The sequence below is a fragment of the Mycobacterium sp. NPDC006124 genome (assembly GCF_040614235.1).
GTDB lineage: Bacteria > Actinomycetota > Actinomycetes > Mycobacteriales > Mycobacteriaceae > Mycobacterium.
The window spans coordinates 292,104-310,536 of the sequence record NZ_JBEXUA010000006.1 but is presented as its reverse complement, the minus strand read 5'-3'; the positions used below and the strand labels follow the sequence as shown (position 1 = coordinate 310,536).

14 protein-coding genes are annotated in these 18,433 nt (G+C 69.3%); 4 read left to right on the top strand and 10 right to left on the bottom strand.

Annotated elements, in window-relative coordinates:
* Positions 1-60: 60 nt before the first annotated feature.
* Together iniR and ABZ195_RS15390 are read right to left on the bottom strand one after the other, a co-directional pair.
* Complete coding sequence (gene iniR / locus ABZ195_RS15395) at positions 61-2,538, bottom strand: isoniazid response ATPase/transcriptional regulator IniR (protein ID WP_355219081.1); 2,478 nt, start codon at positions 2,536-2,538, stop codon at positions 61-63.
* Entirely contained in the window at positions 2,538-4,349 is a 1,812-nt protein-coding gene (locus ABZ195_RS15390; RefSeq protein ID WP_355219252.1) for an Hsp70 family protein, read from the bottom strand. Before ABZ195_RS15390 ends, iniR begins: the two co-directional genes overlap by 1 nt.
* A gap of 288 nt (positions 4,350-4,637) precedes the next feature.
* Between ABZ195_RS15390 and ABZ195_RS15385 the strand changes: the two genes are divergently transcribed.
* The 4 genes from ABZ195_RS15385 (at position 4,638) to ABZ195_RS15370 (ending at position 9,995) form a co-directional block, all read left to right on the top strand.
* Entirely contained in the window at positions 4,638-5,210 is a 573-nt protein-coding gene (locus ABZ195_RS15385) for an Rv0340 family IniB-related protein (RefSeq protein ID WP_355219079.1), read from the top strand.
* 279 nt (positions 5,211-5,489) lie between these two features.
* Entirely contained in the window at positions 5,490-6,542 is a 1,053-nt protein-coding gene (locus tag ABZ195_RS15380; RefSeq protein ID WP_355219077.1) for an IniB N-terminal domain-containing protein, read from the top strand.
* An 83-nt stretch (positions 6,543-6,625) separates the two neighbouring features.
* Positions 6,626-8,467, top strand: coding sequence for a dynamin-like GTPase family protein (locus ABZ195_RS15375; RefSeq protein ID WP_355219075.1), 1,842 nt, complete (start codon positions 6,626-6,628; stop codon positions 8,465-8,467).
* Between the two features lie 34 nt (positions 8,468-8,501).
* Positions 8,502-9,995, top strand: a complete 1,494-nt coding sequence (locus tag ABZ195_RS15370) for a dynamin-like GTPase family protein (protein ID WP_355219073.1) — start codon at positions 8,502-8,504, stop codon at positions 9,993-9,995.
* 7 nt (positions 9,996-10,002) lie between these two features.
* Here ABZ195_RS15370 and ABZ195_RS15365 read toward each other — a convergent pair whose 3' ends face one another.
* The 8 genes from ABZ195_RS15365 to ABZ195_RS15330 all read right to left on the bottom strand — a co-directional run bounded on the left by ABZ195_RS15365 (position 10,003) and on the right by ABZ195_RS15330 (position 18,433).
* Positions 10,003-11,583 carry an alpha/beta-hydrolase family protein gene (locus tag ABZ195_RS15365; RefSeq protein ID WP_355219250.1) on the bottom strand — a complete coding sequence of 527 codons (1,581 nt, stop codon included), beginning with the start codon at positions 11,581-11,583 and terminating at the stop codon, positions 10,003-10,005.
* A gap of 109 nt (positions 11,584-11,692) precedes the next feature.
* Positions 11,693-12,124, bottom strand: coding sequence for a hypothetical protein (locus ABZ195_RS15360; RefSeq protein ID WP_355219071.1), 432 nt, complete (start codon positions 12,122-12,124; stop codon positions 11,693-11,695).
* Between the two features lie 37 nt (positions 12,125-12,161).
* Entirely contained in the window at positions 12,162-13,094 is a 933-nt protein-coding gene (locus ABZ195_RS15355; protein WP_355219069.1) for an LLM class F420-dependent oxidoreductase, read from the bottom strand.
* A gap of 23 nt (positions 13,095-13,117) precedes the next feature.
* A complete protein-coding gene (locus ABZ195_RS15350) occupies positions 13,118-13,741 on the bottom strand; it encodes a TIGR03085 family metal-binding protein (protein WP_355219067.1) in 624 nt (207 codons plus the stop codon).
* Positions 13,738-15,570 carry a glycoside hydrolase family 15 protein gene (locus tag ABZ195_RS15345; RefSeq protein ID WP_355219065.1) on the bottom strand — a complete coding sequence of 611 codons (1,833 nt, stop codon included), beginning with the start codon at positions 15,568-15,570 and terminating at the stop codon, positions 13,738-13,740. Before ABZ195_RS15345 ends, ABZ195_RS15350 begins: the two co-directional genes overlap by 4 nt.
* Positions 15,563-17,005 (bottom strand): glucose-6-phosphate dehydrogenase, encoded by a 1,443-nt coding sequence (gene zwf / locus ABZ195_RS15340; protein WP_355219063.1) that lies wholly within the window; start codon positions 17,003-17,005, stop codon positions 15,563-15,565. The genes ABZ195_RS15345 and zwf overlap by 8 nt, the downstream gene beginning before the upstream one ends.
* A gap of 38 nt (positions 17,006-17,043) precedes the next feature.
* A complete protein-coding gene (locus ABZ195_RS15335; RefSeq protein WP_355219061.1) occupies positions 17,044-17,583 on the bottom strand; it encodes a hypothetical protein in 540 nt (179 codons plus the stop codon).
* Positions 17,584-17,632: 49 nt separating this feature from the next.
* Positions 17,633-18,433 (bottom strand): class II aldolase/adducin family protein, encoded by an 801-nt coding sequence (locus ABZ195_RS15330; RefSeq protein WP_355219059.1) that lies wholly within the window; start codon positions 18,431-18,433, stop codon positions 17,633-17,635.

Here is an 18,433-nt window from a genome sequence, read left to right as displayed (position 1 = left end):
TGCGCTCGTCGTGAGCGGTGCGTCCGCCACTGCTGTGGCAGTGGTCACATCCGGCGACGGCTAACTGGTCGTGCCGAGCATGGCGCGCAGCATCGACATCAGTTCGGATCGCGATTCGGCGCCGAGCCGGCGCCGGATGCGGGCGACGTGGTGCTCGACGGTCTTGGCCGAGATGAACAGCTGGCTGCCGATGTCCCGGTAGGGCATGCCTTGCAGCAACAGTTCGGCCACCTCGCGCTCGCGGTCGGACAACCGGGGTTCGCGGGCCGCCTGCGAACCGGGTCGCGGCGCCGCCGCGGCGGGCATCTCGGCGACGTCGACGCCGTCTCCGTGACCGCCGGTGGCGATCTTCAGGTCGCGCGCCAGCTGAAGCATCGCCCCCGACACCTTGCCGTCGGGGGTGTGCAACGCGGCCTGGCTGGCCAGCCGGGTCGCGTCCCACGTCAGACCGAACTGCGTCAGCGCGCGTGCGGCCACGGTCACCTCGTCGGCGTCGACGTGGTTGGCCAGGACCCGTAACCACGTCCGGCCCGCCGTCGCCAGGGCCCGCGCGAAGGAGCTGTGCGCGGCCGCCGCGGTCAGCGCCTGCCCGTGCGGTGCCACCGACGCCGGTGAATTCGCCAGGATGCCGGCGTGCACGCCGGACCAGTGCAGCGGGACCGACCACAGGACCGGATTGCCAAGGGCGCCAAGCACACCGAAGGCCTCGTCGACCGCCGGCTTGATCAGGTCGACCTGCCGCAACCGGGCGGCGGCCACCCACAGCTCACCAAGGGGCAGCAGGGCGTAGAGATCCATGGAGTACTCGGTGAGCACCTCCATGGCCGCGTACCAATGCCTTTGCACCGAGCCGCTGTCACCGGCGCGGCGCGCCACCGCGGTCTGCAGTGCCGCGGCCCAGAGCGCGTCGCGACGGTGCAAGTCCCCACCCGCCACCGAGGCGGCGTCGGCCGCGGTCAACTTTCCGTCCAGCATTCGCGCCCAGGCCAGCAAGAGGGCGTGCCGCCGGCCGGCGAACCCCTCGTCGTCACCGGTGCCCCGGACCGCCCGGCCGACGACGCTGCGCGCTCGCACGGAATCGCCGCCGTGCATCGCCACGAGCGTGACCATTGCCGATGCGGTGTCGGGCGCCACGGCGGCCGACGTCTGTTCGGTCACCGACTGCGCCAACCGGGCGACCGCCGCCGGGTATCCGCCGTCCACGGTGAGCAGCAGTCCCTCGGCCATGGCGCGGGCCGCGCGGGCGGTCGACGTGGGCGGGCCTGCGGCGTCGGCGGCCGCCGCGGCGCGCGCCGTCCCGACGTCCCCGACACCGAGGGCCGACACGACAGCGGCAGACCCCACCAAGGCGTCGGGGAACGGGCCGAGCCAGCGGACGAGCTCGGCCGCCTGGGCGGCACGGCCGTCGTGCGCCGCGACGCTGGCCGCGATCCGTACCGCCGCCGCCCGTTCGGCGGCCACCTCGGAACCCAGTAGGTCGTCGGCGAGCCGGCCCGCGGTCGCGCAGTCCCCGGTCAGGGCCAGCGCGTCGGCGAGCTTCGCGCTGAGCTCGCTGGCCCCCACGCTGGTGGCCGCGCGGTACAGCCGGGCGGCCGTGGCGGGGTGATCCTGGTGACGGGCGGCGAGATCGGTCAGCGCCGTGGCCAGCCCGGCGTCACGCAGACCGTGCTCGGCGAGCCGGAGGGCCAACTCGGTCGAGAGCGTCGACTGCTCGAGTTGTGTTCGCAGCAGTGCTGTTTCGACCTGGTGGTGACGGGCCGCTCCGATGATCTGGGCGACGCTGCGGTGCAGGCTCACGGTGAACGCGTGGGTGTGCGCCGGGGCGATGAGCCCGCTGGCCCGCGCGGAGTCGACCAGCCGCTGCGCCTCGTCCTGCGCCACTCCCAGGGCCGCGGCGACGTCGTCCGGGCCGAGATCCTGACTCAGCGACGACAGCAGGAGGGTGTCGAGCACCGGCTCCTCGACTCGACGCAACCGCTCGATCAGCGCCACGCGGGCGGCGCGGGCGACCACGTCGGTCACCGGGGTGTCGTCGGCGGAGCCCACCGCCGACAGCGCGGCGTTCACCAGGAAGGGCAGACCCGCGGTCACCGCCATCGTGTCCCTGACCAGGTTCGTCGACGGGGGCGCCCCGAGGAGTTGGGCGGCGGCGTGATGCACCTCGGTCGGCGTCAGTGGAGCCAGCACCACCTCGGGGGCCTCGCGCGTCAACGCCGTGCGCAGCGACGTCAGGGCTGGCTGGTGGGACAGCGGTTCGGCGGCGATGACGACCGTCGCGGCAGGGTCGCCGACCAGTTCGAGGAGCCCCTCTAGTTCCGGAGCGCCCAACAGATGGGCGTCGTCGACGACCACCGCGGTGCCCGGCGGGTCACCGGCCCGCGGGTGCCGGGCGACGACGGTCACGCCTGCGGCGCGCAGGGCCGCTCGAATCTCGGCGAGAACGGTGGACTTGCCGGTGCCCAGTCCGCCGGTCACCAGCAGCTTCGCGGGCTCGTTCGGCGTCGAGCGCCAGCGCGCGACCGCGTCGCTGACGGTCATTAGTTCGCGGGTGTCACCGGGGCGATCACCGGAGTCGTCTGTGTCTGAGTCGGTGGCGCCACCGTGGTGGTGACCGGTGGAGCCGTCGTCGTGACCGGTGGCTGCGTGGTCGTGACCGGTGGCTGGGTCGTCGTGGTGGTGGGCGGCTGAGTGGTCGTCGTCGTGGGGGGCGTCGTGGTGGTCGTCGTGGTGGTGGTCGTGGTGGTCGTCGTCGTCGTGGTGGTCGGCGAGGTGGTGGTCGTCGTGCTCGTCGGCGACGTGGTCGACGAGTCGGACGAGGACGAGTTCGACACCGTCGAGGTGCTGCTCGGCGCGCTGCTCTCCTGGGTCGACGTCCGGGTCGACAGGCTGGTGGTCACCAGACCGTTGGCCCCGGTCGAGGAGATGGTGACGACCTCGGTGACGGTGCCGCTGTCGGTCGAGTTGCCGGTCAGCTGCACCGCGGCGAACCCGCCGACGGCCAGCAGCGCCGCGGCCGCCGCTGCGCCGAACAGGATCGGCGGCCGCTTGTACCAGGGGAGCGGCTCGGTATCGGGCCGATCGTCCTCTTCTTCGTGGGCGAAGGCCATCTCCGGTCGGGCACCCGTCGACGAGTACTCCGAGTTGTATTCGCCCCCGGCATAGGGCATCGGCTCGCTGCCGGGCACGTCGTCGTCCTGAGACCACGCCAGGGCGCCCGAGTCACCCGCGTTGGCCTGCCCGGGCACCTGCGCACCCGCCCACCCCATCGTCGGGGCCAGCCCCGTCGCCGCGTCGAGGCTCGGGGCCAAGCCCGTCGGCGCCATACCCGTCTGCGCGTCGTCGAATCCGAGAGCGCCGACGACCGCGGCACCCGCTGCGATCGACAGCACCGGCGCCGGAGCGGTGACCATGGGGGCACGGAACTGCTCCGAGAGTCGCTGCGTGACCAACGGGATCGCGGCGCCGCCACCGACCGTGGCGACCGCCGAGACGCTGGCCAACGGAATTCGGAAGCGCTGCAACGTCTCCGCGACGGCCGACACCAGACCGGACAGGGGTGCCTCGATCAGACCCTCGAGTTCGGGCCGCGTGATGCGGACGTCCGAGGAGTATCCCGGGACCTCGGCCTGGATCACGGTGGCGGTGTCGGCGGACAACCGCTCCTTGGCACCGCGGCACGCATCACGCAGTCGGCTCAGCGATCCGACGGCGGCAGTGCTCCCCGGATCGGCCGTGTTGGCTTCGGCGATGCCGGTGACGACGTGGCTCAGCAGCGCCTGGTCGACGAGGTCGCCGGAGAAGTCCTGGTACCGGGTGGTGGTGCCGATGACGGCCAGTCCGGCGGCCGCATCAGCCAGTGTGATGCTGGTGCCGCCACCGCCGAGATCGCACAGCACCACCACGCCCTGCGACGGAAGTCCGGGGTTCGCCCGCAGACCCTCGAGCGCGGCGACCGAGTCGGGAACGAGCGTGGCACCCGCCAGCACGGGTTTCGCGCGCAGGGCGCTGCGCAGCGCACCGACGGGTCCCGGTCCCCAGTGCGCCGGCACGGCGATGGTCACCGGCGCGCCGCCGCCGACCTCCCGGGCCATCACGTCGAGCGCTTCGGTCAGCACGATCTCGCCGCGATGGGAGGAGCCGTCGGCCGCCACGAGGGGCACCGGGTCGCCGACCCGTTCGACGAAGCCCGCCAGCACCAGGCCGGGCTGATTCGGGCCGGGGAACACCCCCACCTCGGGGGCGCGGTCGGGGTAGACGACCAGGACGGACCGTCGCGTGATCGGAGCCGACCCGACGCGGGCCGCCACCAGATTCGTGGATCCGACGGAGAATCCCAGTGGTTCGGTCATGTCCCGTGGTTCGCTCATGTCTCGCAATTCCTCGTCGAGCCGTGCATCCCTGAGGGGATTCGGAGAAAATCAGCACTCACCATAGCGGCGTTCGCACGCGGTGCGGGTTACATCCCCCTAACGATTGCAAACCCCTAATGCGTCGGCCCCTAATGCCCACCCTGCGCGGGTGGCGTCAGCACCGATTACCGCGGCCCCCCGCGTCGATAACATTCGAGCTGAACCGTGACCGCCGCACCTCGCGACGCGCACCACGTCGACGCCCGAGCAGAGAAGAGGAGGTACGTCGTGGCGAATTCACTGCTCGACTTCGTGATGTCGCTGGTGCGCGATCCCGACGCTGCAGCCCACTACGCGGCCAACCCCGCCCAGAGCATCGCCGACGCCAACCTGACCGACGTGACCCACGCGGACGTCGCCAACCTGATTCCCGTGGTCGCGGAGTCGATGTCGGCGCCTGCGCCCTCGACCGGCGTCCCGGCTGGCGCGGACACGCTGCTGGATTCGGCTCACAACGTATGGGCCAGCGGCGCCGCCACGGCGGCCTTCGACGCGTTCGACGACCACCTCCCGCTTCAGGGCGCCGACGTCGTCGCAGATCACGTGCCTGCGGTTGCCAACGTCATCCAGCTGCCCGAGGACTCCACGCCGACCATCGTGGACCACGACTTCGGCGCCGGCCTCGACGATCTGAGCGTTCCGACGGTCGACGCGTCCGCCGTCGACGACCTGCACCTCGCGTCCGTGCACGATTCGGTCGACGGTTCGGACCTCGGCCAGGACGCCGGCCAGCACCTCTCCGACGCCGTCGAGGACCACCTGGATCACCCGCACGACCCGGGCTTCGACATCTTCACCTGATCGACGACCCTCCTCGAACGATTTCTGCGACAGCGCGGCCAGCAATGGCCGCGCTGTCGTCGTTTGGGGGTGTCGTCGGTGCAGGTCAGCGACCCGCGGCACCGTCCCCAGGGTAACCCCCTAATCCCCTAACGGATGCCCCTAGGGCGCCCCGCAACGTGCCGGGGGAGCGAGGGGTCGCGTCCCCGTTCCCGGGGTCGTGGCGGGCCCATAACGTAGTGGACAGATCGCCGGAGACGCGGCGACCCGACCTCCACACCGACAACGGAAGGCACTCTCATGACGAACCTCCTGGACTACATCCTCGACCTGTTCCGCAGCCCGGCAGTTGCCGCCAACTACGTCGCCGACCCCGAGGGCGCCCTGCGCTCCGTCGGCCTGCAGAACGTCAGCGCCCAGCAGTTCGCCGCCGTGGCCGCCTCGGCCGCCCCCGCCGGCGTCCTGCTCGGTGGCGGCGACCCGGTCTACGGACTGCAGAACGCGGTGGCGAGCTACCACAACATCCCCGCGGCGTTCTCTCCGCAGACGGCCTTTGCGCCGCAGACGGACTTCGCCAGCCACAACGCCACCGAGCTCGCCAGCAACAACGACACCTCGCTGCTGAGCCCCGATCAGCACGCCGGCTCCAATGCCCAGCAGGGTGCCTTCAACCTCGGCTTCGGCGACATCACCCTGGGCGACAAGACCAGCAACAGCGCCACCAACGGCGGCGTCGTCAACACCGGCACGGCCGGACACATCGACACCACCAGCGTCAACGGTGACGGCAACGTCGTCGGCGAGGGCAACAGCGCCAACACCGGCTACGTCGGCGGCGGCAGCCACTCGCCGATCGTCTTCGGTGAGGGCAACGACACCAAGGTCACCGACACCTCGCAGCACTCGGGTGGCGACATCATCACCGGCAACGAGGGCACCGTCATCAAGGACAACGACATGTCCGGCGGACACGGCGGCAGCGCCGGCGCCAGCGGCGGCTCCAGTGGTGGTGGTCTGCTCGGCGTGGGCATCGGAAACGGTGGCAACGAGGCCAACGCCGGCAACGGCGGCAGCGGCGGGTCGATCATCGTCAACGACACGTCCTCGCACTCGGCCAACACCACCGTGGGCGGCAACCAGACCACCGCCGGTGGCGACCTGGGCAGCGGCAACCACACCGACAACTCGGTCAACACCCACGTGTCCACCCAGACCGAGACCCACACCGACGACTCGGTGAACACCCACGTCGACGACCACAGCTTCACCAGCAACGTGGCCTCGAACAACGACACCGATCTCGCGTCGCACAACGACGTGGCGTCGCACAACGACGGACACATCGGCTTCTGATCCACCACCAGGACTGGCGGGGACTCCACTAGGGGTCCCCGCCAGTTTCACGCCTACCGTGGACCGCGGCGAAGGAGGAGCACGTGACGCAACCGAACGACCCCCGCAAGGTCAAGGTGATCGTCGAGTTGATCGACCACAGCACCAAGATCGCCCAGGCCTACGACCGGGGCGACCTGGTCGAGCGACTCGCCACGGCCAAGAAACGCATCAGCGATCCTCAGGTCCGCGTGGTGATCGCCGGCCAGCTCAAGCAAGGCAAGAGTCAACTGCTGAACTCGCTGCTCAACGTGCCCGTCGCCCGCGTCGGCGACGACGAGACCACCACCTTGGCGACCATCGTGTCCTACGGAGAGCAGGCGACGGCCCGGCTGATCGTGGCGCGCGGCGAGGGTGCCGAGCCCGAGGCCGTGGAGATCCCGATGGCCGACGTCCGCAACGACCTGCGCCAGGCGCCGCAGGCCGGCGGCCGCGAGGTGTTGCGCGTTGAGGTCACCGCAGCCAGCCCGCTGCTGAAGAACGGGCTGGCGTTCGTCGACACCCCCGGTGTCGGCGGCCACGGCCAGCCGCACCTCTCGGCGACGCTGGGGCTGTTGCCCGACGCCGACGCGGTCCTGATGGTCAGTGACACCAGCCAGGAGTTCACCGAGCCCGAGATGACGTTCATCCGGCAGGCGCTCGAAATCTGCCCGGTGGCAACGATTCTCGCCACCAAGACCGACCTCTACCCGCACTGGCGCGAGATCGTCGCCGCCAACGTCGCGCATCTGCAGCGGGCGGGGGTCGACGTCGCGGTGACTCCGGTCTCCTCGGTGCTGCGATCTCACGCCATCGCGATGAACGACAAGGAACTCAACGAGGAATCCAATTTCCCGGCGATCGTGAAGTTCCTCAGCGACAAGGTGCTCAGCCGCGAGGACGACCGGATCCGCGACCAGGTGCTCGCAGAAGTGAGGTCGGCCGCCGAGCACCTGACGATGACCGTCGAGACCGAACTGTCGTCGATCAACGACCCCGAGGCCCGTGACGCGCTGAACGCCGACCTGGAACGACGCAAGCAGGAGGCGCAGGATGCGTTGCAGCACACCGCCCTGTGGCAGCAGGTCCTCAACGACGGCATCAGCGACCTGACCGCCGACGTCGACCACGATCTGCGCGCCCGATTCCGGGCCATCACCCAGCACACCGAGCACGCGATCGACACCTCCGATCCCACCCAGCGCTGGGCCGAGATCGGCGCCGAACTGGAGAACGCCATCGCCACCGCCGTCGGCGACAACTTCGTGTGGGCCTACCAGCGGGCCGAGGCACTCGCACAGGAGGTTGGCCGCACCTTCTCCGAGGCGGGCCTCGACGCGGTCGAGATGCCGCAGATCAACGCCCGCGAGATGGGTGCCGGCTTTGGTGAGATGAAGTCGTTGAGCCGGCTGGAGGCCAAGCCAATTGGCAAGGGGCACAAGGTCGTCACCGGAATGCGGGGATCCTACGGCGGCGTTTTGATGTTCGGCATGCTCACCTCGTTCGCCGGCTTGGGCATGTTCAACCCGCTCTCGCTCGGGGCGGGGCTGCTGCTGGGCCGCAAGGCCTACAAGGAGGACATGGAGAACCGCATGCTGCGGGTGCGCAACGAGGCCAAGACCAACGTCCGGCGCTTCGTCGACGACGTGTCCTTCGTCGTCAGCAAGGAGTCCCGCGACCGGCTCAAGGGCGTGCAACGCCAGCTGCGCGACCACTATCGCGACATCGCCAACCAGACCACCCGGTCGCTGAACGAGTCGCTGCAGGCCTCGCTCACCGCGGCGAAGATGGAGATGGACGAACGCGATACGCGGGTCCGCGAATTGGAGCGGCGGCTCAACATCCTGCGACAGGTGACCGAACACGCCGTCAACCTCTCGCCGCGGCCGGAGCCGGTCGCCACCTAGTTCCCGGGAACGGTCACTAAGCTGGGCAACCGACATGAGCACCAGCGATCGAGTACGCGCGATCCTTGGCGGCACCATTCAGGCCTACCGGAACGACCCGGCCTACCGTGAGCGCCCGGACGTGCTCAACGAACTGGACTGGATCGGCCGCCGCCTCAACCAGCCGATCCGGATCGCGCTCGCCGGCACGCTGAAGGCGGGTAAGTCCACGTTGGTCAACGCGCTGGTCGGCGAGGACATCGCCCCGACCGACGCCACCGAGGCCACCCGCATCGTGACGTGGTTCCGCCATGGGACGACCCCCAAGGTGACGGCCAACCACCGCGGTGGCCGACGATCCAACGTCCCGATCGCCCGCGATCCCGGTGACCGCGGGCTCACGTTCGACTTCGCCAGCCTCGACCCCGCCGACGTGGTCGACCTGGACGTGGAGTGGCCGGCCGCCGAACTGGTCGACACCACGATCATCGACACCCCCGGCACGTCGTCTTTGTCGCGCGACGTCTCCGAGCGCACGCTGAGGCTGCTGGTGCCCGACGACGGAGTGCCGCGGGTGGATGCGGTGGTGTTCCTGCTGCGCACGCTCAACGCCACCGACATCGGGCTGCTCAAGCAGATCGGCACGCTGGTCGGCGGGTCCGCCGGCGCGCTCGGCGTCATCGGCGTGGCGTCGCGGGCCGACGAGATCGGCGCCGGGCGAATAGACGCGATGCTGTCGGCGAAGGACGTCGCCACCCGGTTCACCGCCGAGATGGACGAGACGGGGATCTGCCAGGCCGTCGTGCCGGTGTCGGGCCTGCTGGCACTGACAGCTCGGACGTTGCGCCAGAGCGAATTCGTCGCGCTGGAGAAGCTGGCCGGGATCGACGCCGCGGAGCTGGCCAAGGCGATGCTGTCGGTGGACCGATTCGTCCGCGAGGACGCCCAGCTGCCCGTGGACGCCGCCACCCGCGCGGCACTGCTCGAGCGGTTCGGCATGTTCGGCATCCGCATCTCGATCGCCGTGCTGCGGGCGGGCATCTCGGACTCGGTCGCCCTGGCCGACGAGCTCCTCGAGCGCAGCGGGCTGATCGCTTTGCGCGACGTGATCGACCAGCAGTTCGCCCAGCGTTCGGACCTGTTGAAGGCGCACACGGCGCTGCTGTCGCTGCGCCGAGTGGTCGAGGACGACCCGATCTACGCCACGCCCTTCATCCTGGCCGACATCGAACCACTGCTCGCCGACACCCATGCCTTCGAGGAGCTGCGTCTGCTGAGTCAATTGCGTTCGCGCCCCACGACCTTGAACGACGACGAGATGGCGTCGCTGCGCCGCATCATTGGTGGCTCCGGTACCGACGCCGCGAGCCGTCTCGGCTTGGTACCCGACGCGCCGTATGACGGCCCGCGGGCGGCGTTCGCCGCCGCCCAGCGTTGGCGGCGGCGTGCCGACCACCCGCTCAACGACCCGTTCACCACCAGGGCATGCCGCGCCGCAGTCCGCAGTGCCGAGGCGATGGTGGCCGACTTTCACGCCCAGGGTCGCTGAGCGCCGTTCAGTTCGTGGTGGCCAGGACGTCCCGCAGCCGGTCGGTCTTCGCCGCCGTCCACCCGGGCGGATCGAGAATGGCGGCCCATGCATTCGCGACGTCGCGGACGAAGCGGTGCCCGTGGCCGTCCGGCACGTCGGCAGAGCCCGCCATGTCCGCGCCCACCTGCAGGAACGTGACGACGGGGATCCACTGCATCTGCGGGGACACGTCGTCCCCGCGGGGTTCGCGCAACCAGTCCGGTTGGCGGAACAGCAGATCGGGGGTCCACCAGGTGATCGGGTCGGACGGATGCTGTAGGTAGACCAATCGTGGTGTGGCCCAATCGGTGTCGGGACGCGCGAGGTCTTCGGGGCGCGCGACGAAACGGGCGTGGCGACCGCGGTCGGTGATGGGCAGCCATTGCGGTGAGCCCGCGTCGCGGCTGCGGGTCAACTCATCCCACATGGTGTTGGCGAACGTGGGCCCGCTGAACAGGGCGCCGTCGGTGCGGGCGAGGAGATTGTTCAGGCTCAGAAACGGGGCCTCGCCACCAAAGGATCCGAGGCTTTCGCCGAACACCACGACTGCGGGGCGCTGTGCGGGCGGCATCGCCTGCACCCGCCGGTCCACGGCCTCGAAGAGAGCTCGGCCCGCCTGCCGGGCGTTCCCCACGTCCATCAGGAATGACAGTGCGCTGGGCAGGTGCGAGTACTGCATGCTGACGATGGCACTGTTCCCGTTGAGGATGTACTCCAACGCGTCGGCTTCGGCTTCGTTGATCCAGCCGGTCCCGGTGGTGGTGGCCACCGCCACCAGTTTGCGGCGGAGGCCGCCCGTACGCTCCAGTTCGGCTGCCGCCAGCTCGGCAGTCGCGGTGATGTCGTCCGCGGAGTTCAGCCCGGCGTAGACCCGGATCGGCTCGAGGGCAGGCGCCCCGTTGAAGGTGGCCAGCGTCTGAGCCGAGGGGCCGGCCTGGACGAAGGCGCGACCCTGCCTGCCGAGCGACTCCCAGGACACCAGGGAGCCCGCACCCCCGGAGCGCCGCGGTGAGGTGGGTGGCGCCGTGGCGTCGTCCACCATGTCGTTGAAGGCGGCGAACGAGTCGTTCAGTGTGTTCTTGGCGACTCGAATGACGACACCGTTGAGCACGGCGACACCCAACGCGATCACCAGGCCCGTCGCGATGACCGCCGACACCCGGGGCGGGGCGACGCGCTCGAGCCGGCGGACGATGACGCCGACGAGGCGACCGACGAGCTTACCGAGCGTGACGAGGATCGCCAGCGCGAGGATCGACACCACGACGGCCAGCGGATACTCCCACCAGGCCAGCCGCGGAATGCCCATCAGGTCTCGGACGTCGTTCTGCCAGAGGCGGAACCGGACCATCATCACCGCGGTACCGAGCAGGGCTGCGACGCCCAGCACGGTCCATGCCGGTCGCGGAGCGCGTGGGCTGACGTCCCGGGACCGCATGAACCGCACCAACCACACCGCGAACACGCCGAGGGCATAGCCGACCGCGCCCGAAGCGCCGCTGATCAACCCCTGGAACAGCGGACCGCGGGGTAGCAGCGACGGCGTCAGCGACAACCACAGGAACATCAGGCCCACCGCGGCGCCGGTGAAGGCGAACCGCGTCGTGGTCACCTCGTCACCGGCGGGTCGAAGATCATGATCGCAGCGTAGGGGTGCCCGCATGCGATCGGCGAGGTCAGGGCCGGGGGTACAGCGTGCGGGTCTCGTTGAGCCGCGGCCGCTGACGGCCGTCGCTGTAGGTGGTCGAGGCCCGCGTCCTGGGCAGATTGGACGGGTCGAACGACGTGGTGGTCGGCGTCGACGAGGTGTCGGTGCTGCTGGTCGTCGTGTCGCCGGGATCGATGTCGGTGGTCACCGGAGGGCTGGTGCTGGTGATCGTCTCGGTGCTCGTGGTCTCACCCGCCGTCGTCGACGCGGAACTGCGCTCGGAGAAACTCGGATCCGGGTAGTACTGCGGGTTGCTCGCGGGATCGTCGTCACCGCCGACCACGTAGGAGATGAGCAACCACAGCAGACCGATCACGGCGATCGCGCCGACGCTGGCTCCGACGAGGGTCGACGTGCGTTCGTGCCACGCCGGCTCATCGTTGTCGTCGACGTCGTTCACGGCTCGATGGTAGCCGCGGGGGTCTGCCCGGGCGGGATCAACTCAGACGCGGTATGACCTCGCCGGCGAAGAAGTCGACGTGGTCGAGATCGGACTGGTCGAGCACCTGTAGGTACACCCGCTGCACGCCGGCCTCGGCGAACGGGGCCAGCTTCTCGGCGATCTCCTCGGGGGTGCCCACCAACGGTGAACTGCCCCGCAGTTCGTCGACGTCGCGGCCGATGGCCGCCGCGCGAGCCGCCACCGCGGCGTCGTCGCGCCCGGCGCAGACCACGAACGCCGCCGAATACGTCAGCGAGTCCGGCTCGCGGCCGGCGTCGGCGACCGCCGCGGCGACCCGGCCGTACTGCGTCGTAAGGGTGTCGAGGTCGGCGAACGGAATGTTGAACTCCGCGGCGTACTTCGCCGTCAACGCCGGGGTGCGCTTGGGTCCGCCGCCGCCGATGACGATCGGCGGGTACGGCGACTGCGCCGGCTTCGGCAGCGCCGGGGAGTCCTTGACCGTGTAGTGCTTGCCGCTGTAGTCGAACGTCTCGCCCACCGGGGTCTTCCACATGCCGGTCAGGATGTCGAGCTGCTCACCGAGGCGTTCGAATCGTTCGCCCAGCGGCGGGAACGGAATCGCATACGCTTCGTGCTCGGCCTCGAACCAGCCGGCGCCCAGACCGAGGTCCACTCGGCCGCCGCTCATCTCGTCGACCTGGGCGACCGAGATGGCGAGCACTCCCGGGTGACGGAACGTCGCGGAGGTGACCATCGTGCCGAGCCGGATCGTCGAGGTCTCACGGGCGATGCCGCCGAGCGTGACCCACGAATCCGTCGGCCCGGGCAGACCGTCGCCCGACATCGCCAGGTAGTGGTCGGAGCGGAAGAAGGCCGAGTAGCCGGCTGCCTCGGCGGTCTTGGCCACCGCCAACTGGTCGGCGTAGGTGGCACCCTGCTGCGGTTCGACGAAGACGCGGAAGTCCATGTGCTGAGCCTAATCCCCGAAGCCTAGAGCCCGCGCTCGCCGGCACGCACCGCGCTCACCGCGGCGTCGTCACCGGTGAACTCGACCTTCGCCTGGTCACGACCCGAGATGAACATCATCAGCTCGCCGGGCTCACCCGTGACGGTGACCGCGGGCCCGGAGCCGACGGTCGCCAGCGTCTTGCCGTCGGGGGTCTTCAACGACACTCGAGCCGGCGTCTTCTTCATGGTCATGCGCGACATCAGGCTGACCCGGCTGGCCAGCGACGAGTTGGTCTCGGCATCGAGTTGCCTTGGCTCCCAACCTTCTACGGCGCGCCGGACGTCCTCGTGGTGGATGAACATCTCGGCGACGTTGACGAACGGGTCCAGCAGCTTGAACGGCGACAACAGCGGTGGACCCGAGGCGATCTGGTCGAGCAGCACGTTCCAGTCGTTCTCGGCGGCCACCTGATTCTGCACCCGTTCGGTGTACCCGGCGAACTTGGGCACCATGATGCCCGGCGCGGCGTCCAACCGCCGTTCGCGAATGACCAAGTGGGCAGCCAGATCTCGGGTGGTCCAGTCGCCGCAGAGCGTCGGTTGCTCCGGGCCGGCGCCGCGCATGGTGGTGACGAGCGCCGCGCGCTCCCGCTGTGCAACGGTCATGACTTGTCTCCTGTGCCTAGTGCGCGATCGAGGTTGATCGCTGCGCTGATGAGTGCGAAGTGGGTGAAGGCTTGTGGAAAGTTGCCGACCTGGTCGCCGGTCGCGCTGACCTGTTCGGCGTAGAGGCCGACGTGGTTGGCATAGGTGAACATCTTCTCGAGTGCCAGTTGGGCATCGTCGAGGCGACCCGCTCGAGTCAGCGCCTCGACGTACCAGAACGAGCACAGCGAGAACGTACCCTCGGCGCCGTCGAGGCCGTCGGTCTCAGGGGAGTAGCGGAAGACCAGGGTGTCGGTGACCAAGTCCTTCTCGACGGCCTCGAGCGTGGACAGGAATTTGGGATCGGCCGGGGAGAGGAACTTGACCATGGGCATCAGCAGCACGCCGGCGTCGAGTTCGGTGCCGCCCTCGGTCTGGGTGAACGCCCGTAGGTCCTCGTTCCAGGACCGGGAGATGATGCGTTGGTAGATCTCGTCGCGCGTCTTCGACCACGCGCCCAGGTCGCCGGGCAGCCCGCGCTGGCGGGCGATCCGGATGGTGCGCTCCAGGGCGACCCAGCAGAACAGCCGCGAGGTGGTGTACGCGCGGTGGTCGCCGCGCACCTCCCACATGCTGGCGTCCTCGCGATCCCAGTTCTCGGTCAGCCAGTCGACGACCTTCACCACGTCGTCCCAGGCGTCGCTGCTGATGCCGGGACCGTACTTGTTGAACAGGTAGACCGAGTCGATGAGTTCGCCGTAGATGTCGAGCTGCAACTGGTCGACCGCGGCGTTGCCGATCCGCACCGGCCGGGAGTCCCGGTACCCCCGCAGATGCGTCAACTCGGTCTCCTCGACGGGCCGGTTGCCGTCGATGTCGTACAGCACGCGCAGCGGTCCGACGCCGTCGTTGCGTTCGCGTTCGTCGCCGAGCCGTTCGGAGAGCCAGCCGATGAACGCGCTCGCCTCGTCGGTGAATCCCAGCCGCAGCAGGGCGTACAGGCTGAAGCCGGCGTCGCGCACCCACACGTAGCGGTAGTCCCAGTTGCGGCTCCCGCCGACGTACTCGGGGATGCTGGTGGTCGGGGCGGCGATGACGGCACCGGTCGGCTCGTGGGTGAGCAGCTTGAGCGTGATGGCCGAGCGGTGCACCATCTCGCGCCAGCGGCCCACGTAACGAGACTGGCGCAGCCACGCCCGCCAGTACGACGTCGTCGCGTCGAGCAGGTCGTCGGTCAGGTCGACGGCATTGCTCGACGGCAGGTCGTCACCGTCGAGCATCTCCAGGACGAACAGCGCGCTGTCACCTTGGGAGAGTTCGACCTTCGCGCTGACGCGAGTGTTGTCGGCACCCTCCTCGACGGTCAGCTCGGTGGACGCGACGAGACCGAGCCGGATGCCGTCCCCGGTGATCAGGACGCCGTCGCCGCTCTCCTCGGCGACGCACCGTTCGCGACCGTAGTCGGGCCGGGCATCGACGCACATCCGCATGGTGATGGTGCCTCGGACGCCACTGACCCGCCGGACCAGGCGTTGGCGGTGCTCCGGGTCCAATGCCCCGAGTACAGGCATGAAGTCGTGCACCTCGGCGACACCGTCGGGGGTGAGGAAGCGGGTGATCAGGACGGCGGTGTCCGGAAAGTAGAACTGCTGGGTGCGCGACACCTCGCCCGTGGGGGACAGGGTCCACTTGCCGCCCTGCTCGGGATCGAGGATGGCTCCGAAGACGCTGGGCGAGTCGAAGCGGGGCGCGCAAAACCAGTCGACGGTTCCGTCGGTCGCCACCAGGGCGCAGGTGCGCAGGTCGCCGATCAGTCCGTGGTCCGCTATCGCGGGCCAGTCGTCAGGCATCGGGCAGGTGCCACCCTTCCGGGCCTGCCAGTTCGATCGCCTGTTCCGGGCCCCACGAACCGCGAGCGTACGGCAGCGTCGGTGGCGGGTTGTCGAGAATCGGCTGGCAGATCTGCCACAGCCGGTCCACCTCGTCGGCCCTGGTGAACAGCGTCTGGTCGCCGCGCATCACGTCGAGCAGCAGCCGCTCGTAGGCCTCCAGGGGCTTGTCGTCGGGATCCTCCTCGGCGATGTCGAGGTGGAAGGTCAAGGGCACCAGGTCCATTCGAGGTCCCGGCCGCTTGGCCATCAGGCTGACGCCGAACTCGGGGGAGTCACTCAGCTCGAGCACCAACTGGTTGGGCCCGTACTCGCTGTCGCCGAACCGTCCCATCGGCGGGGTGCGGAAGGTCAGCGTGACGGTGCGCCGGGTGGCGCCCAGCGCCTTGCCCGTCCGCAACAAGAACGGCACGCCCTGCCACCGCTCGGTGTCGACGAAGGCCTCCAGTGCGACGAACGTCTCCACCGTCGAATCGTCGGCGACGCCCTCTTCGTCGCGATAGCCCTCGTATTGGCCGAACACGACGCGGTCTGGGTCGAGTGGCTTCATCGCGGCGAAGACCTTCGACTTCTCGTTGCGAAGGGCGGTCGGGTCGAGGTGCACCGGCGCCTCCATCGCGATGAACCCGAGCACCTGGCACAGGTGCGTGGAGATCATGTCGCGAAAGCACCCCGTCGACTCGTAGAAGGCGCCCCGGCCCTCGGCCGTGAGCGTCTCCGGCACGTCGATCTGCACCGAGACCAGGTGGTCACGGTTCCAGGCGGGCTCGATCAGCCCGTTGGCGAAGCGCAGCGCCAAGATGTTCTGCACCGCTTCCTTACCCAGGAAGTGGTCGATCCGGTACACCTGGTCTTCGCTGATGACCTTCTTCAAGGCGGCGTCGAGTTCGCGGGAGGACTTCAGATCGGTGCCGAACGGCTTCTCCACCACGACGCGGGCGTCGTCGGTCAGGTGCTCGCTCCCGAGCATGTCGATCATCGACTCCATCGCCGTCGGCGGGACCGAGAGGTAGATCAGCGTCCGCGAATCCTCCCCCAGCCCGTCGTGCGCCGTGCGGACGGCCGCGGCGAGTTCCTTGCCCCCGTCGTCGTCGGCGGGATCGGAAGTCTGAAAGCTCAAGCGGCCCAACAGGTCCGACAGCACGTCGGAGTCGATGTCGTCGACCGATTCCTCGAGTCCGCTGCGAACCTGGTCTCGGAACTCGTCGTCGGTGCCGGGTGAGTGACGCCCCGATCCGATGATCGCGTACTCCTCGGGCAGTCGTGACGCCGCGGCGAGTCGGTACAGGCCGGGGAACAACTTGCGCTTGGCCAGGTCTCCGGTGGCGCCGAAGATCACGAAGACGTGCGGTCCTGGGCGCTGCTGATCGGTGGCGGAGCTGTCGTGGGCATTCACCGCGGGCGTGTTCCCGGTATCGCGTCCCGGCTAAACGTCTAGAAGGCGTCCACGCCGCCGATGGCCACGAACATCCCGTGGGCGGTGGCGTCGTTGGTGAAGCGGGTGCCGTCCTCGGTCGCGACGATGGTCCACCCCTGCGCGCTGTAGGTGCGGTAGTCGATGGGGACGACGGGGATGTCGCCCAGGTTGCCGAGCACCCACTTGAGCTGACCGTCGGCCGTGACGCGGACGCCGTTGGCGGGTGTGCCGTCCACCGGTGGCGAGTGGGTGAACGGAGCCTCGCAGTCCACCTCGGTCGTGCTGATCTGGCAACGGGTCTGACCCGACTTGGTGGTGATGAACACGTAGCCGTTCTGCGGTGCCAGCGCCTCGGCCGGCGTCGGAGCTGAGACGGTCGACGTCGGCGCCGGGGGTGTCGTCGGGGTGGGGCTCGACCGGCTGGGTCGCGACGTGGGGAAGGTCGGCTCGGTGGGGTTCTGGGCATTGGTCTCGGGGCTGCCGGGCACCGTGGACTGACAACCGGCCAGGAGCGCGCCCGTTGCAAGTAGGCCGACGACCGCCACCCGTGCATTCATTGAGCTCCAGGCTACTGGTGGCGTGACGGAAGTGGCGGGAGTGACTCGCTCACTCGAACAGGTCGGGTTGCTCCCTGGTGATCTTGGCGAACAACGGCTGGAAGCTGAACCAGCCGGCGAAGTGGCTGCCCACCTGTCCGCGGGTGAGCGCGGCCATCTCGTCGTCGATGAGGATGGGCGTGCCCGCGGCCTCGGCCAGCAACTGCGCTTGGCAGGACCGTTCCATGGTGATGAACCACCACGCGGCCTCCTCGACGGACTGCCCCACGGTCAGCAATCCATGGTTGCGCAGGATCGCGGCCTTGCGGTCGCCGAGCGCGTGCGCGATGCGCTTTCCCTCCTCGAGGTCGAGGACGACGCCGGAGTACTGGTCGAACAGCGCGTGGTCCTCGTAGAAGGCGCAAGCGTCCTGGGTGATGGGGTCGAGCAGCTTGCCCAGTGTCGACCACGTCTTGCCGTACACCGAGTGGGAGTGCGCCGCGCCGATGACGTCCGGGCGGGCGGCGTGCACCTGGGAGTGGATCGCGAACGCCGCCTGGTTGACCGGCCGGTCGCCGTGCACGATCTCTCCGTCGTGGCGCACCAGGAGGAGGTCACTGACGCGGATGTGGCCGAAGTGCATTCCGAACGGGTTCACCCAGAAGTGGTCGGTGAATTCGGGATCGCGGGCGGTGATGTGGCCGGCCACCCCCTCGTCGAAGCCGAACCGGCTGAACAGGCGGAATGACGCGGCCAGGTTCTGCTTGCGATGCAGCCGCTCCTCCTCGACCGTGCGATCGGTGCGGGGAAGCAACGCCGAGACGTTGCCGCCCGCGAGCTTGGTGGCGTCTTCGATTCCGGTGTCGGACAT

What these genes read in the sequence shown, in the direction of transcription:
- ABZ195_RS15365 (WP_355219250.1), bottom strand. Translation starts at nt 11,583, where the DNA reads ATGTTCCTGTGGTTGTCGCTGACGCCGTCGCTGCTACCCCGCGGTCCG.
- ABZ195_RS15380 (WP_355219077.1), top strand. Translation starts at nt 5,490, where the DNA reads ATGACGAACCTCCTGGACTACATCCTCGACCTGTTCCGCAGCCCGGCA.
- iniR (WP_355219081.1), bottom strand. Translation starts at nt 2,538, where the DNA reads ATGACCGTCAGCGACGCGGTCGCGCGCTGGCGCTCGACGCCGAACGAG.
- ABZ195_RS15345 (WP_355219065.1), bottom strand. Translation starts at nt 15,570, where the DNA reads ATGCCTGACGACTGGCCCGCGATAGCGGACCACGGACTGATCGGCGAC.
- ABZ195_RS15370 (WP_355219073.1), top strand. Translation starts at nt 8,502, where the DNA reads ATGAGCACCAGCGATCGAGTACGCGCGATCCTTGGCGGCACCATTCAG.
- ABZ195_RS15330 (WP_355219059.1), bottom strand. Translation starts at nt 18,433, where the DNA reads ATGTCCGACACCGGAATCGAAGACGCCACCAAGCTCGCGGGCGGCAAC.
- ABZ195_RS15390 (WP_355219252.1), bottom strand. Translation starts at nt 4,349, where the DNA reads ATGACCGAACCACTGGGATTCTCCGTCGGATCCACGAATCTGGTGGCG.
- ABZ195_RS15335 (WP_355219061.1), bottom strand. Translation starts at nt 17,583, where the DNA reads ATGAATGCACGGGTGGCGGTCGTCGGCCTACTTGCAACGGGCGCGCTC.
- ABZ195_RS15350 (WP_355219067.1), bottom strand. Translation starts at nt 13,741, where the DNA reads ATGACCGTTGCACAGCGGGAGCGCGCGGCGCTCGTCACCACCATGCGC.
- ABZ195_RS15355 (WP_355219069.1), bottom strand. Translation starts at nt 13,094, where the DNA reads ATGGACTTCCGCGTCTTCGTCGAACCGCAGCAGGGTGCCACCTACGCC.